Annotated in this window: 8 protein-coding genes; 7 read left to right on the top strand and 1 reads right to left on the bottom strand. The window is 42.5% G+C overall.

Features of this window, described 5'->3' with window-relative positions; all coding sequences use genetic code 11:
• Positions 1 to 55: 55 nt before the first annotated feature.
• The 7 genes from DW862_RS00200 (at position 56) to DW862_RS00170 (ending at position 15,761) form a co-directional block, all read left to right on the top strand.
• Complete coding sequence (locus DW862_RS00200) at positions 56 to 4,096, top strand: response regulator (protein WP_120067065.1); 4,041 nt, start codon at positions 56 to 58, stop codon at positions 4,094 to 4,096.
• A gap of 187 nt (positions 4,097 to 4,283) precedes the next feature.
• A complete protein-coding gene (locus DW862_RS00195; protein WP_120067064.1) occupies positions 4,284 to 6,257 on the top strand; it encodes a LamG-like jellyroll fold domain-containing protein in 1,974 nt (657 codons plus the stop codon).
• Between the two features lie 18 nt (positions 6,258 to 6,275).
• Positions 6,276 to 7,523, top strand: coding sequence for a SusE domain-containing protein (locus tag DW862_RS00190; RefSeq protein WP_008018369.1), 1,248 nt, complete (start codon positions 6,276 to 6,278; stop codon positions 7,521 to 7,523).
• 14 nt (positions 7,524 to 7,537) lie between these two features.
• Positions 7,538 to 8,929 carry a glycoside hydrolase family 76 protein gene (locus DW862_RS00185; RefSeq protein WP_004313036.1) on the top strand — a complete coding sequence of 464 codons (1,392 nt, stop codon included), beginning with the start codon at positions 7,538 to 7,540 and terminating at the stop codon, positions 8,927 to 8,929.
• Positions 8,930 to 8,965: 36 nt separating this feature from the next.
• Positions 8,966 to 12,211 (top strand): TonB-dependent receptor, encoded by a 3,246-nt coding sequence (locus DW862_RS00180; RefSeq protein WP_120067063.1) that lies wholly within the window; start codon positions 8,966 to 8,968, stop codon positions 12,209 to 12,211.
• 13 nt (positions 12,212 to 12,224) lie between these two features.
• On the top strand, positions 12,225 to 14,153 hold the full coding sequence (locus DW862_RS00175) for a RagB/SusD family nutrient uptake outer membrane protein (protein ID WP_004299918.1): 1,929 nt from the start codon (positions 12,225 to 12,227) through the stop codon (positions 14,151 to 14,153).
• A 36-nt stretch (positions 14,154 to 14,189) separates the two neighbouring features.
• On the top strand, positions 14,190 to 15,761 hold the full coding sequence (locus tag DW862_RS00170; protein WP_004310443.1) for a LamG domain-containing protein: 1,572 nt from the start codon (positions 14,190 to 14,192) through the stop codon (positions 15,759 to 15,761).
• A gap of 119 nt (positions 15,762 to 15,880) precedes the next feature.
• Here the strand turns inward: DW862_RS00170 and DW862_RS00165 are convergent, their stop codons facing one another.
• Positions 15,881 to 16,147, bottom strand: a complete 267-nt coding sequence (locus tag DW862_RS00165) for a hypothetical protein (protein WP_004299920.1) — start codon at positions 16,145 to 16,147, stop codon at positions 15,881 to 15,883.
• Positions 16,148 to 16,371: the final 224 nt, after the last annotated feature.

The following is a 16,371-nucleotide window of genomic DNA, read 5'->3' as shown; positions in this document are numbered from 1 at the left end:
TCGAAATGTTTTTTTGTTTACCTTTGTCATATAGCAAATCTAAGAATAATACACTATGGGAAAACAGTTGGTTTTTATTCTATTCTTTTTTCTTAATCTGTTGATACATAACGCTTATGCTTATAATTTGAAGCAAGTTGCAGATAAAGAGTATATGTCTAATAGTTCGATTACATCTCTGTGCCAGGATGAGCGTGGATTGATGTGGATCGGGACCTGCGACGGGCTGAATATTTATGATGGACAGGAGATTGAGGAATTTAAGACTCGTGACAAGGAGGATTACTTATCTGGTAATCTGATTGACAATATTGTGTATACGGGCGAAGATATTTACTGGATTCAAACCTACTATGGGCTGAACCGTTTGAACCGGAAAACCAATACAATCACTCACTATAATGAATTTCAGAAACTCTTCTTTATGAATAAGGATAGTCATGGTAATCTGTTCATTATCCAGGATAGTAACTGCATTTATTATTATCATAAAAAAGAAGGAGTCTTCAAGAAAATCAATATCACGGGAATCCCGATTTCCGATATCGTAAACTTCTTTATCGACGGTAACAACCGGATGTGGGTAGTCATGAAAGGATATAACCGCTGTTATGATATACAGCAGGAAGCCGCATCGGGAGATATCACCCTGTTACCCCAGAAAACGAACCTGATTTATCAGACTTCCTTGATTTATTGTTTCAATGACGAGCAATCTCTTTATTACATAGACAAGGAATTTAATTTCTATGCTTTCCATATTCCGACCCAGAAGAATGAGTTTATTGCCAATCTGGGTAAGGAAATACAGGAACGTGGCAAAATTTCGTCCATCGTTCATTATCATAACAGCTATTTTGTGGGCTTTTTGATGGATGGTATTCTGCTGTTGGAGAAACAGAAGGAGACGAATCATTATCAAATTCAGTCGTTACCTATCAACAGCGGTGTATTCTGTCTCAAGAAAGACCGTTTTCAGGATGTTGTTTGGATTGGTACCGACGGGCAGGGTGTTTATCTTTATTCGAACCCGCTTTATTCTATCAAATCAATGGTGCTTAGCAATTATACCGAGAAAATAGAACGCCCCGTGCGTGCCATCTATCTTGATGATGAACGTACTTTCTGGGTGGGAACCAAAGGAAACGGAATTCTTAAAATCTATGATTACGAATTCGATAAAAACATCTCCGACTGTCGGGCGGAGGTGTTGACTACCTCTAATAGTGCTTTGAGTAGTAATGCCGTTTATTGTTTTGCCAAGAGCCACCGGAATTTGCTTTGGATAGGAGACGAAGAAGGATTAACTTATTATTCATATCGGGAAAAACGTATCAAGAGTATACCAATACGGATCGGTAACGAAGATTTCAAATACATCCATGACATTTACGAAACAGCAGATTCCGAACTGTGGCTGGTGAGTGTCGGCATGGGAGTGGTGAAAGCTCGTATTGCCGGAACACCGGACAATCCGGTGATTGTGGATGCGCAACGTTACATCATCAATGACGGCGAACTGGGATCGAACTATTTCTTTACTATTTATGCGGAGAATGAAGCCAACCTGTTGTTTGGCAATAAAGGATATGGGGTATTCCGCTATAACGAAACGACGAATGGCCTGGAACCGGTGTCTACTCACAAATACGAAAACATGACCCTGAATAATATTCTCGCTATCAGTAAAGACAGCAGCAATAACTATCTTTTCGGAACGAGCTACGGATTGATAAAGTACACATCGGAAACCTCTTATCAGCTCTTCAATGCCAAGAATGGTTTCCTGAATAATACCATTCATGCAATTCTTAGAAACTCGTCCGACGACTTCTGGTTGAGCACCAATCTTGGATTAATCAATTTCGATACGAAAAGGAATGTCTTTCGTTCATACGGTTTTGGAGATGGTTTAAAGGTGGTAGAGTTTAGTGACGGAGCCGCTTTTCGGGATTCCCAGACTGGTACTCTGTTCTTTGGCGGAATCAATGGAGTCGTAGCTATCCGGGCGGATGGCCGTCCGGAGCAGCTTTATATGCCTCCTGTTTATTTTGATAAGCTGTCTATCTTCGGTGAACAATACAATCTGGGCGAATTTCTCACCCGGAAAAAAGAAACTGAAGTCTTGAATTTGCAGTATGACCAGAATTTCTTTTCTGTTTCATTTGCCTCTGTGGATTATCTGAATGGTAATAACTGTACCTATTTCTATAAACTAAAAGGATTGAGTGACCAATGGGTAAACAATGGTTCGGAAAGCGGAGTCTCTTTTACGAATATGGCTCCCGGCGAATATACCTTACTGGTGAAATATTACAATAGTGTCTTTGATAAAGAGAGTGATGTCTATTCTCTGGTGATTCGTATAGGTGATCCGTGGTATGCTTCCTGGTGGGCTTATTTGATTTATGCCCTGTGTCTGCTTTTACTGGCAGCCTTGCTGATACGTTCCTTTATCCTGCGCTCCAAACGTAAAAAGCAGGAATTGCTGAACGAGATAGAGAAACGCCATCAAAAGAATGTCTTTGAGTCCAAACTTCGTTTCTTTACTAATATCGCACATGAATTTTGTACTCCGCTGACTTTGATTTATGGTCCTTGCGGACGAATCCTTTCATCGAAGGGACTTAGTAAATTTGTCGTGGACTACGTACAGATGATTCAGACGAATGCGGAGCGTCTCAACAACCTGATTCATGAGTTGATCGAATTCCGTCGGATTGAAACGGGAAACAGGGAAGTGCGGGTTGAGTCATTGAATGTGTCTTCCATTGTGAAAGGAATAGCCAAAACGTTTGTTGAAATGGCTAAATCCAGAAACATCACTTTCTTGAGCAAGATACCCGAGCAGGTGATGTGGAACTCGGACAAAGGATTCCTGAATACAATTATTATTAATCTGATTTCTAATGCCTTTAAATATACTCCCGACGGACAGAGTATCAAGATTGAAGTGGATACGAGCCGGGAAAATATGCTGGCTCTTCGTGTAGCAAATGAAGGAAGTACCATCAAGGAAAAGGATTTTCAGTATATTTTTAATCGGTATGCCATTTTGGATAATTTCGAGAATCAGGATGAAAAGAACTTTTCACGGAACGGACTGGGGCTAGCCATCTCTTATAATATGGCAAAGTTGCTGAATGGTACGTTGAAAGTGGAAAATACTCCTGACGGATGGGTGATGTTTACACTAACCTTGCCGGTCGTGGAACTGACTACCGGAGTGGTGGAAACCAAGCGGCTCACAGCGGAATACATCCCTAAGATAGATACTCAATCGATACTGAAACTTCCCCAGTATGAGTTTGATAAGATGCGTCCTACGCTTTTGGTTGTCGATGATGAAATCGAAATGCTATGGTTTATTGGAGAAATCTTCTCGGCTGACTTCAATGTGGTAACCTTGCAAGATCCTGAACGGCTGGATCAGGTGATGAATGAGGTTTATCCGAATGTGATTATCTGTGATGTCATGATGCCGGGAATGGGTGGCATTGAACTGACCAGGCGGATTAAATCGGTGAAAGAGACGGCGCATATTCCTATTATTGTGGTTTCCGGACGACACGAGATGGAACAACAGATGGAAGCCCTTTCTGCCGGTGCGGAAATGTATATCACAAAACCGTTTAGTGCGGAGTATCTTCGTATCTCTGTCTGTCAGGTGATAGAACGGAAAGAGGTGTTGAAAAATTATTTCAGTTCGCCGATCAGTTCTTTTGAAAAGTCGGACGGGAAGTTGACGCATAAAGAGTCGAAGAAGTTCCTTCAGTCGGTTTTGAAGATTATCAATGATAATATAACGAACAAAGATTTGACTCCGCGTTATATCGCCGATCGACTGGCAATCAGTCCCCGGAGTCTTTATCGGAAGATGGAAGAGATAGGAGAGGATAGCCCGACCGATCTGATTAAGGAATGTCGTTTGCACATAGCGAAAGATTTATTGCTGACCACTAAAAAGACGATTGATGAAATTGTATTCGATTCGGGATTCTCGAACAAAGTTACTTTCTTTAAGGTGTTCCGTGAAAAGTATGAGTGCACGCCAAAAGAGTTTCGGATGAAACATTTGGAAGAGGTTCAGCAGTAGCCTGTGGCGGGAATTTTTAAAGAAAAAGAAGAAGTAAATATCCGTGTTAATATAGTAAATATCCGTGCCAAAAGGTAAAAAAGGATAGTTAATTTTCTTTTGGTAGAGTTTAGTGATTTTATCTTTGTCTCATCGAAGTTTTAAGTAGATAAACTTGAAAAGTATTAATTTATTAATCTTTAATCTAATGAAAAGGAAACTTAGTTTTTTATTTCTTTCAGCATTGACCATTCCATTTTTTATGGGTTCGTGCAGTGATGATAAAGAAGAACAGGAAGTGAAACCGGCAACAGATCTGGTTGTCGATAATAATTCGGTGACACTACTACAAGGAGACGAAATTACGGTGAGTATCACCTCCGGTAATGGCGATTATTATGTGAAGCCATTTGATGAAAACGTGGCGACGGCTACAATCAATGGTAATAAGGTGACTATTAAAGCTACCGAAAATAGCCAGTTGGAAGAAAATAACCGTACGGAAACTACTATATTAATAGTAGATGGACGTAAGAAAGTGGCTAGAGTGCTGGTTCGGGTAGCAAAACTCTGGGATTTGACGGTAGATGCACCGGAAGAAGGTTTTGACCTTTTTATCGGTGAAAAGAGACTGGTGAAGATTTTGACCGGTAACGGAGATTATCAGATTTCCATACCGGAAGGTGCTGATAAGTTTTTGGAAGTGGGTGAACTATCCGGACAAGTTATTCCGTTGACTGCCAAGTTCGAGACTGGAGCCGATCCGGTAAATATTACGATAACAGATAAGAAAGGTAAGACAATCACTATTCCTGTGGTAGTGAACATCGTGGATCTGACACTGAAAAGTAATGAAGCCACTTTTGCCGAACCGGATGCCGAATCTCAATATATCTCTATTGAGAGAGGTAATGGCGGATATAGTTTCACTTATCAGGTGGGAGACAGCGAGCCTACTACGGATGCAACGATTGTGGAAGCTACTGAAAAAGAGAACTTGATTACCTTGAAACCCAAAGCTAGAGGTGATGTGAAAGTGATTGTGACAGACCAGAAAGGTTCTGTGGAGGAGATTTCGGTGAAAGTGAATCCATATAACCTTAAACTGGAAAATGAAGCAACTTCTTTAATCATCGGTGGTTATGAGGCATCTACAGAAATAGCTATTACCAGAGGAAATGGTGATTATAAGTTGGCACAACTCACAGATGATAATAAAACCTATTTGAAAACCGCAGAATTGATTACGGAAGACGGGGCTACCAAGTTAAAACTAACAGGAAAGAAGCTCGGGGCTACCACACTGGAACTGTCTGATGCGGCAGGTCAGAAATTGACGTTACCAGTTTATGTGAATCCGGTATGTTATCGTATGGAATATGACGTATGCTTTAAAATTGATATTAAAAAGTATGCCGAATCACATTCAGAGGTGAAAAGTATGAATCAGCTTACTTTTGAGGTTGTGTTCTACCCGACTTATACTCGTTCTATGCAATCGTTTATAGGTTTGGAAAGTGTATTCCTGCTTCGTGCAGAAGCTAAGGATGTGAATCCGCGTTTTGAAATAGCCACTAAAATTAATGGTAAGAGTGATCCCCGTTTCCGTAGTCAGCAAACTATTTATTGCGATGATTCGGAAGGTGGACGTAAGACTCCGGGTAAATGGTATCATATAGCCATTGTATATGATGGAACGAAATCAAGTACTAAAGAGGCTTATAAAATGTATATAAACGGGGTGAGAGAAACGTTGACTCCTGCAGATAACTCTTATGAGGATTGTGCCCCTAATTCATCTCTCAATCTGACAGATGTAGGTGGAAATGATAAAGCACTGTTGATTGGACGTTCCGGAGATTCATATCGGGTAGGATATTGCAAAGTTTATCAGGCACGGATGTGGAAGAGAGCGTTGGACGAAAGTGAAATTAAAGCGAATATGTGCAAAATCCTTAATGCAGAAGAACACTCTGACTTGATGGGATATTGGGTATTCTCGAAAGGTGTCGGAGGTACTACAGTTTTTGAAAATTGGGGAAATGGCGGCAACGGATTGGATGCGCAAGTTTGTTTGCAGAATATAAGCGAAAATAAACCTGCCTGGGGAGCGGAACTTCCTGCAACTTATAATGGAGATAAGAGCCGCTTTGAACCAATTGAATGTCCTCATTCATACTAAAACTAGGAATATAATAATATGAGAAACAATATGATAACAAAAAAACTAATCAAATTTGCCCTGCTGTTTTTTCTTATCGGACTGACGGCTTGTGACAATAAACTGAATCCGGGATTTGATCCGGATGATTATGAACCGATTGTTCCGCCTGAACCTGTTAGAACCATGGATGCAATGGCTAGTGGCGAGCGGGTAGTACTTTCGGGTGCTTCGTTGACAGATATTGTTCTGAAATGGACGCCTACCGAAAAACACGGAAATACAGTATATCGTTATGAAGTATTGATTGATACGATCGGGGGCGACTTTACCAAACCGGTAGAAACGATCTTTTCTGACAATAACGGTTTGGAATCACAGTTGACTTTAACCCATTATCAGGCAAACACAATAGGTAAACTGGCTAAATTCCGTTGCAATACCAACGGCACACTGCGTTGGAAGGTGCGTGCTTATTGCGGATTGGATCAGGCTCTTAGTAGTCTGGAAGGCTATTTCGTGATCTTCATGATGGATGGCATCGATGATATGCCTGCTGAAAATGACCCGGTTTACATCACGGGTGTGGGTACGGAAGATGATGGTGATGAAGCGGAAGCACAACAAATGCTCCGTCAGAATGAAGGAATCTATCAGACTTTCACTCAATTGAAAGCCAACCAGCCGTTTGTCTTTATGTCTACTGTCGAAGGTCGTAAGTGTTATTATTATGTAGACGATAATGGAGTGCTGCGTGAACGTAACGATGGTGAAGAATATACGGTGACTGTCCCTCAATCGGGTATTTATCGTATTACCATCAATATGGGTGAACAAACCATCAGTTATGATGAGATAGGAGCCGTATATCTTTATAACCAGTCTGGAGGGTACAGACAAAACTTCGACTATCTGGGATATGGCAAATGGGGCGTGAAGAATTATACAGCACGTAAGCAAAAAGAGGATTGGGCAGGAAGCGGTGAAACCCGTCATAGCTTTAAGATGGAGATCAACGGAACGACTTACCGTTGGGGACATAAGGAAAGAGATAAGGGACAGCCTAATTTGGATACCGATAAGAGTTATTATAATCTATATCAATTAGCATTGGGTACTGATGCCTGGGATTATAGTTTCCGTTTCTGCGACGAATTACTGCAGTGGGGTGCTATACAGGGAAATGTATATTATGCTACGGTGAAAACCGATGTAACCCTTTATTTCAACGCAGAGCTTGGAACGTATACCCACCGTTGGGTAGCTTCGGAAACGAATGAAGATTAAAACTTAATAATAATATGAAGAACTATATAGTATCATTATCAAAAAGAGTTTTGCTGTTAAGCGGTGCACTGGCAATATTCGCAGCTTGTGACGATGGCGATTTGGGAGACATCTACAAAGGTAACTCATCCGGCGAATATGTGTCGGATGTGAACTGGACGGATGCAGCCGACAAAAGTACAGGAACATATATCAAATATTTCTATGAGAATGCCAGTGGACGGAATACCTTTTGCGGAAGCATCTATTGGGAAAAACCGAATACACCGGAAACCGGAGAACCAACAAGTACAGGCGGTAGCGGTGGTTGGTCACAGGGACATGCATTGGATGTTATCACCGATGCTTATATCCGCCATGCGAACAATCCCGAATATCAGACTTATTTGTATGAAAACATCATGAAACCTTTCCTGCCGGCTTTTGATGACTGGAATGAGCATTGCGGTTATGGTGGCAAGGATTTTTGGAATAACTTCTATGATGATATGGAATGGATGGCACTAGCTTCCCTGCGGGTATACGAGTTGACTGGTGATCCTGATTATTACAGTGCATTGATGAAGATGTGGAATCATATCAAGGGAGCAAAGAATGACTACAAAGGGGCAGGAGGAATGGCATGGAAAACGGATGCGCCGGCTTCGCGTATGTCTTGTTCCAATGGTCCCGGTTGCCTGTTGGCTATGAAGTTATATCAGCTCACCATTAAGGAGGCTAAAGACGGTTGGGAAGAGCAGGCTGCTTATTACCTGAACTTCGCCAAAGAGGTATACAACTGGATGACGGCTTATCTGTGTGATATTTCCACCGGACAGGTATATGATAATTTGAGTATTAAAGATGACGGTACACCGGGAGATCCTGATAAAGTAGCTTTGTCTTATAATCAGGGAACATTTATGGCGGCTGCCTTGGAATTGTACAATGCTACCGGTGAGGAGGAATATCTTCGTAATGCGGTTGCTTTCGGCTCTTATCAGGTAAATAAGAAAATGGACTCTAACTATCCGGTATTCAGTGGTGAAGGAAATTCGGGAGATAATCTTTTATTCCGTGGAATATTTGTCCGTTACTTCCTGGATATGGTGAAACAGCCGACTAACAGCCTTTATCCGGAAAAGACCAAGAATAAGTTTATCGCTGCATTGCGCAGCTGTTCTGATGTGCTTTGGACGTTGGCTCATCCCGAAGGCTATTATGTGTGGGAGTACGACTGGGCAAAAGCACCGGCCTTTGGTAATCGCGACAACAGGGAAGATCGCCTGACAATCTCCTTGAATGCGGAAGTCCCGGGAGCAACAATGATTGAAATCCGTGCCCGTTATGAAGACTGGGTGCAAGGTAAAGCAACGGAAAAGGCCAACTGGGTCGGACCGGATTTCGGTAAGAAAGCAGAGGAATAAGATTGATTTATTACACATAGAAAATCGAAAAGAAAGATGATACATATAAAAAGAAATATTTGTCTGGTGGCTGTTTCTTGCACTCTTCTTGCAGGTATACCTTTGCAGGGTGTGGCGCAAACGGGAAGAACGGCAAAGGTGCAGGCCACACAAAGCAATAAGATAACAGTGTCGGGTACGGTATTGGACAAGACGACAAATGATCCGTTGATCGGTGTGTCTGTTGTCGTGAAAGGAGTAGCCAATGCAGGTACGATTACGGATATGGATGGTAAGTTTACGCTTAAACTGCCTTATGCGGAAGCTCCGTTGGTGTTTTCTTATCTGGGTTACCAGCCACAGGAGATTGTTCCCGGTGCAAAGAAAGAACTGACTGTCTTATTGCAGGAAGATACGAAAGCATTGCAGGAAGTGGTTGTAGTTGGTTATACCAAACAACGTAAAGAAACGATGATCGGTTCTGTTGCTACCATCACGACAAAAGATCTGACGCAAAGTCCTACTGCCAATATCAACAATGCGCTTGCCGGACGTCTGCCGGGGTTGATTGTAAACCAGTATGCGGGTGGTGAACCGGGTGTGGATCAAAGTGAATTGTTTATCCGTGGTAAGGCAACTTACGGTAACCAGAGTGCCATTGTCATTGTCGATGGAATCGAACGTGACATGAGTTACCTCGCACCGGATGAAATTGAAACATTCACTATCCTGAAAGATGCTTCCGCCACTGCCGCTTATGGTATCCGTGGTGCAAATGGTGTAATCGTTATTACTACCAAACGTGGTAAGGCAGCGGAAAAGGCAACCGTGAACCTGAAAGCCTCTATCGGTATTAACCAGCCGATCGGTTTCCCCGAATATTTAGGCTCTGCCGATTATGCAACTTTATATAATGAAGCCAGATTGAACGATGCCAAGATGACGGGCGCAGACATCAGCAGTTTGAACCTTTTCTCTCAACAGGCGATTGACAATTTCCGCCGTGCGAAAGGAGACAACTCCGATGGTTTGGGATATGACTGGGATTATTATGATTTTGCTTTCAAACCCGGTTTGCAGGAAGATGTCAGCCTCTCCATCCGTGGCGGTACGGACAAGGTACGTTATTATGTATTGGCCAATTACTTTTCACAAGGCGGTAACTACAAATATTCGAATGCCGGTGAATATGACTCGCAAACCAAGTTCACCCGTTACAACTTCCGTTCGAACATCGATATCAACATTAATCGTTATTTGAGTACCCGTTTGGATTTGGGGGCCCGTATTACCGACCGTAATGCACCGGGTACAACAGCCGGTCGCCTGATGACCATCTGTGCTACCCAGCCTCCATATCTGCCCATTCTGGTGGAAGAAAATGCGCATCCGCAGAATGAGGAATACATTCAGCAAAATCCTCGTGGTATGCTTTATGGTGACAATATCTACCGTTACAATCTTCTGGGTGAATTGAGCCGTACCGGTTATCTGAATGAAAAGAACACGTATCTGAATGGTAGTTTTGCCATGAATCTGGATATGGAATTTCTGACGAAAGGATTAAAAGCGGAAGTGATGTTCTCTTATGATGCTTCTGAAGGACGATGGATTAATCGCAAACTGGATACTTACAAAGACGGTTATCGTGAATATCCGAAATATGCGACGTTTATGCCGATCGAAGGTTCGGATGCTTATATGGCAGGCGGACACTATACGGGTGCTTACAAAACGGGTAACAAATATGATATTGACCAGACTATCGGCAACGGATTCAGTCATAACGCTTCTGACGGACGTACTTATATACAGGCACGTTTGGATTACAACCGTTTGTTTAGCAACCGCCACGAAGTGACAGCCATGTTATTGGCAAACCGTGGTAACCGTACTGTTAACAATGAATTGGCTTATCATAGCCAGGGTATCACCGGACGCTTTGCTTATTATTATAATCAGAAGTATCTGATGGAATTTAACTTCGGTTACAATGGTTCCGAGAACTTCGCTCCGGGCAAACGTTACGGGTTCTTCCCAGCTGGTTCAATCGGTTGGGTAGTCTCTGAAGAGGAATTTATGAAAAAGGCTTCCTGGATTGACTTCCTGAAAGTAAGAGCCTCCTATGGTTTGGTAGGTAGTGACAACGTCAGCAGCCGTTTCCCATATCTGGCTTTCTACGGTGGTGGTAGCGGTTATGATTTCGGTAATAACTTTGGTACGAATGTAGGCGGAACTTCCGAAGGTAATTTGGCTAATGCGAATCTGACTTGGGAAAAAGCACGTAAACTGAATGTCGGTATCGACTTTACTACCCTGAATCAACGCTTGGCATTGACGATAGATGCATTTTACGAATATCGTTTTGACATTATTACAGATATGAACAGTGACGGTATCATGGGATATCCGGACATTGTAGGTAAAGATGCAGCTTTACAGAATCTGGGTGAAGTAAGCAACCGTGGTGTGGATATCGAATTGAGCTGGAATGATAAGATTGGAAAGGATTTCCGTTACTATATTCGTCCGAACCTGACTTTCTCCCGTAACCGTCTGGAATATAAAGCGGAAGTTGCCCGCAAGAACTCCTGGCGTAAAGAAACCGGTAAACGTTTATACGAAAACTTCGTCTATGTGTTCGATCATTTTGTAGCCGATCAGGAAGAGGCTGACCGTTTGAACAAGATCGGTTATCAGCCGTGGGGACAATTAATTCCGGGAGATGTTGTTTATAAGGATTTGGATCGTAACGGAGTGATTGATGATGAAGACCGTACGGTAATGGGAAATCCGCGTAGTCCGGAACTGATGTTCGGTATTCCTTTCGGTTTCCAGTATAAGAACTTTGATTTTAGTGTATTATTGCAAGGTGCGACAAAATCATCTATTCTGTTGAATGGGGCTGCTGTATTTGACTTCCCGCAATTTGAACAAGATAAGATCGGACGTGTGAAGAAAATGCATCTGGACCGTTGGACACCGGAAACGGCTGCTACTGCCAAATATCCGGCATTGCATTATGGAACACATGATAACAACAAGAATGGAAACAGTAGTTTGTTTTTGTATGATGCTTCCTACCTGCGTCTTAAGAATGTGGAATTTGGTTACAATGTATCACCCAAATTATTACGTAAATTCCATGTGCAACAGGCACGTATCTATGTACAAGGTCTGAATCTGTTGACTTTTGATAAACTGGGTGATGTGGATATAGATCCGGAAACGAAATCCGGAGACGGAGCTTCCTGGTATCCTATTCAAAAGGTATTCAATTTTGGTATTGATATAACATTCTAAATAAGATAGAAATATGAAAAAGTTATATAGATTTTCAGCAATTGCTTTATTGGTCCTGCCGTTGGTCTTTACTTCATGTAGCGATTACCTGGATCGGGACGATGATGATAATATTACGGAAGCGGACGTTTTTGCCCGTTACGAAAAAGTGAACGGACTGGTTTCCGACGTATACGCGGCTGCAAAGAAAGCAGACCGTCCGCTGGTGTTCTTCGAGCACTTCAGCAACAGTGCCATTACGGACGAATGTGAAGGAACCAACGTAGAGGGAAACATTACGAATAACTTCAATAACGGTGCCTGGAACCCGAATTCTTTGCCCGGTAGTGTAGGGCAATATTGGGAAGCTCTTTATGAAGGAATCCGTAAAGCGAACCTGATTATAGAAAATGTACAGAAGTATAACACGCCCGACAACCCACAGCAGGATGGTGATCTTCGCAACCGTATCGGTGAGATGTATTTCATGCGTGGTTATTTCCACATGCTGTTATTGCGTATGTATGGCGAAGCTCCTTATATTGACCGTGTGATTAATGCCGGAGATAATATGGACTTCAAGAAAGAATCTGTTCATTCGATGGTTGAAAAGATTGTGACGGATGCGCAAACTGCTTATGGCATGGTTCCTAATAAATATGTGAAAACTTCCGAGAATTTTGGGCGTGTGGATAAGGGAGCCTGTCTGGGATTGATTTCTTTTGTTCGCTGGGTAGCGGCTACTCCGTTGTGGAACGGTGCTTCTCAATATGGATACAACTTGCGTCGTGTGTTTGAAAATGAGTATGCTTATGATGCTACTCGTTGGAGAAAAGCCAAAGAAGCGGCTAAAGCCGTTCTGGATTTCGAAGTCGGCGGAACCAAGCGTTATTCTCTCTATACGAAACATGATGCAAATGATTTCAAGGATCCGGCTGACGGTAATCTGAATGACAGCCGTGTATATGCTCGTTTGTGGGATATGTTTTATGATATGGATGCCTTTGCCAATGAGTATGTGTTCTTTATGACGAAGAGCAAGGATCAGGCATGGCAGGGTGATATTTATCCGCCCAGCCGTGAGGGAAGTTCGCGCCAGCAACCGGTGCAGGAACAAGTGGATGAATACGAATATATCGTAGGTGATTATGGCTATCCGGTATATTCGGCAGAAGCCCGCAAAGGTGGCTATGATGATACTAATCCGTATGTGAAAGGTACTCGTGACCCGCGTTTCTATCGTGATGTAATTTATCACGGAGCTCCTTACCGTAATAATAAGAACGAGTCGAAAACGATCAATACGGCGAGTGGTTCCGATAAGATTGGTGCTACCAATGCAACTACTACCGGTTATTATTTACGTAAATTCCAACAGGAGTCATGGAACAAATCCGGTAACTTCAGTATCAATGCGCCCGCCATCTGGCGTCTTCCGGAGTTTATTTATATTTATGCAGAGGCTTGTAATGAATTGGGCGAGGATATCGATGAAGCTTATAAATTGGTGAATACGGTTCGTGAACGTTCTTTTATGAAACCGATGCCGCCGGAAGTAAAGACTAATCAACAGTTGATGCGTGAATACATTCAGCGCGAACGTCGCGTGGAACTTTTTTATGAAGGAAAACGTCCGTGGACTTGCCGCTTGTATCTGGAACCCACCAGTAAGGAAGAGCTAGCAAAGGAAAGCCTTTGGAAATCGAGCGGGAGTGACAATTCAAAACGTACACAGAAATACTGGGCTGCCAATAACGGTGCATTGCCCCGTTGCCAGCGAATGATTAACGGAATGCGTCCGGTGCAGGATGAGAATGGGGCCATTACGGTTGACGGTGTGAAATATAGAATGGAGCGTTTCTGCGTGGAAGAACGTACGTTCTCTATTCAGCATTATCTGTTCCCGATTCGCCAGAGTGAGTTGCAGAAGACACCGACCATTGAACAAAATCCCGGATGGTAAACCGGTAGGAATGTATAACTTTAAAAAGAAAATCAGATGAAACGAATCTATACATATATGTGTCTGTTGCTTTTGTCGGTATTATCGTTTGCCGTTACAGGTTGTGATGACGATGACGACGACGATGTGGCTAAAGACTTGATAGAGTTGATTGTGAACAAACCGGTAATACGTATCGGGCAGAATGAGGAAGCCAAAGTGAATGTAGTGGTTGGAAACGGAAACTATACCGTGAGAAGTTTCAACACTGCCATTGCAACGGCTACCGTTTCCGGCGAATTGATAACTGTAAAAAGTGGCTCACAGAATGGGGCCACTACCGTCGAAGTAATGGATGGAGAAGGAGTAGTTGCCAATATTTCTGTGAATGTAGGTGTATTTGAATTGGAAGTGAATGAACCGGAGGTGATCTTGGAAGTTGCCGGTGAAAAGCAACTGATTGTCAGCATGGGAAACTTTTCCAGCAATGATGAATTGTCTTATGAGGTGGAGGATGAAACGGTTGTCAGCATGGTTAATACAGATCAGTTCCGTCCTTTCTATACTTTGACAGGTTTGAAGAACGGACATACAACAGTGACTTTTACAGACCATAAAGGAAAACAGGCAGTGGTTCAGGTGACGGTAAATCCGATTTCTATCGATGTCTCCAATCTGACACCGAGAGTGGGAGTCAACAATAAGATCATGATTACGGTAGAAAAAGGAAACGGAGGTTATAGTCTGACAGCAGAGAATGAAGAGATTGTAGCTATTCAGCAGGTGGATGACACTCGTTTCAATTTAATAGGTAAGAAAGCGGGTATCACTACCGTGTTTGTCAGAGACGAAGCGGAACAGGAATTAAGTCTGACCGTAACGGTGGTACAGGCAGATAAAGTGGCAAACCTGGGTAGCGGTAATTACTTTAAAGTACCGTTTGAATATAATGGTACGGCAGATGAATCGCTAAAGAATTTGAGTACGCTCACATTTGAGGCTCGTTTCAACATTGAGTCGTTGAATGGCAATGACAATGGAAATGCCCGGATTAATACGGTGATGGGTATAGAGAAGAAATTCTTGCTGCGTGTCGATGTGCATAAGGGAGGAAGCAATGATGAGGAACGTTTCCTTCAGCTTGCTGCAGATGATAAAGGTAGTATTCGCTATGAGGGCTCTACTAAGATAGAAACCAATAAGTGGTATGATGTGGCTGTGGTATTGGATAATAGTAAGAGCGGAAGCGAACGGATTGCATTGTATGTAAATGGTGTCAGAGAAACGCTTCAATTATCAAACGGTACGCCGGATGATTTGAAAGAGATCAATCTTACTTCTGATTTCTACATCGGCCAGTCTGATGGTAAACGCCGGTTGAACGGAGCTATCAGTTATGCCCGTATTTGGACAAAAGCCTTGTCGGATCAACAGATCTCCGAGCAGAGCGGCAAGTTGTTGAGTGAGGATAAGGATGGAATGGTAGCTAATTGGTTATTCAATAATGGAAATGGTAATACCAAGACATTTGTGTCCTTGGCAGGAAAGAGCTTCGAAGCAGAGGCGGCAAATATTGTTTCAAGTTGGAAAACAGATCCGATATTGGAAACAAGTACTCCTACAGAATGATTGTAAGAAGATAGGATAATAAAAAAGCCATCCCCGGAATAGACGAAAGTAGGGATGGCTTTTTTTGTAGTGTGCTTACTATTCTTCGGCAGACTATGTCCTGCATGTTGTTGGCAAGGTTATTCCTTGACAGGCTCAGCCGGTTTGTCTTTTGATGTAGTGTCTGTGACAACTGTATCATTGACATTGGCGGCGAGTGCAACCAGTGATGCCTTTGCAGGCGCGTCTTCTTTAGTTACAGTATCTTTTACTACTGTATCATTGACAACTGTTGCATTGATTTCTGTCGGGGCTGTCACAGCTTCTGCAGAACTCTGAGCCTTTACAAGGAATGAACCACCACAAACAAACATAAACATTGCTACTACTAATACTAATTTTTTCATAATCGTTTGCTTTAATGATTATTAGACATATGTTTTCAATTCTCTACCTTTGTGTTAAGGAATCGGTTATTGCTTTTCGCTAACGTCTAATTAAAGATCAAAGCGCGTGCCAAAATTAGATAATGTATGATAAGTGATTGATAAATAAGGGAATGAGGAAGATGATGCCAATTAGGATAGTGGGGAAGTATGTGTGGAGTGTGTGGAAACTGTGGCGGGGAGTG

The sequence above is a fragment of the Bacteroides sp. AM37-9 genome, assembly GCF_003603455.1.
In the GTDB taxonomy this organism is placed as follows: Bacteria; Bacteroidota; Bacteroidia; order Bacteroidales; family Bacteroidaceae; genus Bacteroides; species Bacteroides xylanisolvens.
Note: the sequence above shows the minus strand (reverse complement) of the source record. Positions and strands in the feature narration are given on the sequence as shown.

Bases quoted from the DNA above. Each gene is read 5' to 3' on its own strand.
- DW862_RS00175 (WP_004299918.1), top strand. From the start codon at position 12,225: ATGAAAAAGTTATATAGATTTTCAGCAATTGCTTTATTGGTCCTGCCG.
- DW862_RS00195 (WP_120067064.1), top strand. From the start codon at position 4,284: ATGAAAAGGAAACTTAGTTTTTTATTTCTTTCAGCATTGACCATTCCA.
- DW862_RS00170 (WP_004310443.1), top strand. From the start codon at position 14,190: ATGAAACGAATCTATACATATATGTGTCTGTTGCTTTTGTCGGTATTA.
- DW862_RS00165 (WP_004299920.1), bottom strand. From the start codon at position 16,147: ATGAAAAAATTAGTATTAGTAGTAGCAATGTTTATGTTTGTTTGTGGT.
- DW862_RS00190 (WP_008018369.1), top strand. From the start codon at position 6,276: ATGAGAAACAATATGATAACAAAAAAACTAATCAAATTTGCCCTGCTG.
- DW862_RS00200 (WP_120067065.1), top strand. From the start codon at position 56: ATGGGAAAACAGTTGGTTTTTATTCTATTCTTTTTTCTTAATCTGTTG.
- DW862_RS00185 (WP_004313036.1), top strand. From the start codon at position 7,538: ATGAAGAACTATATAGTATCATTATCAAAAAGAGTTTTGCTGTTAAGC.
- DW862_RS00180 (WP_120067063.1), top strand. From the start codon at position 8,966: ATGATACATATAAAAAGAAATATTTGTCTGGTGGCTGTTTCTTGCACT.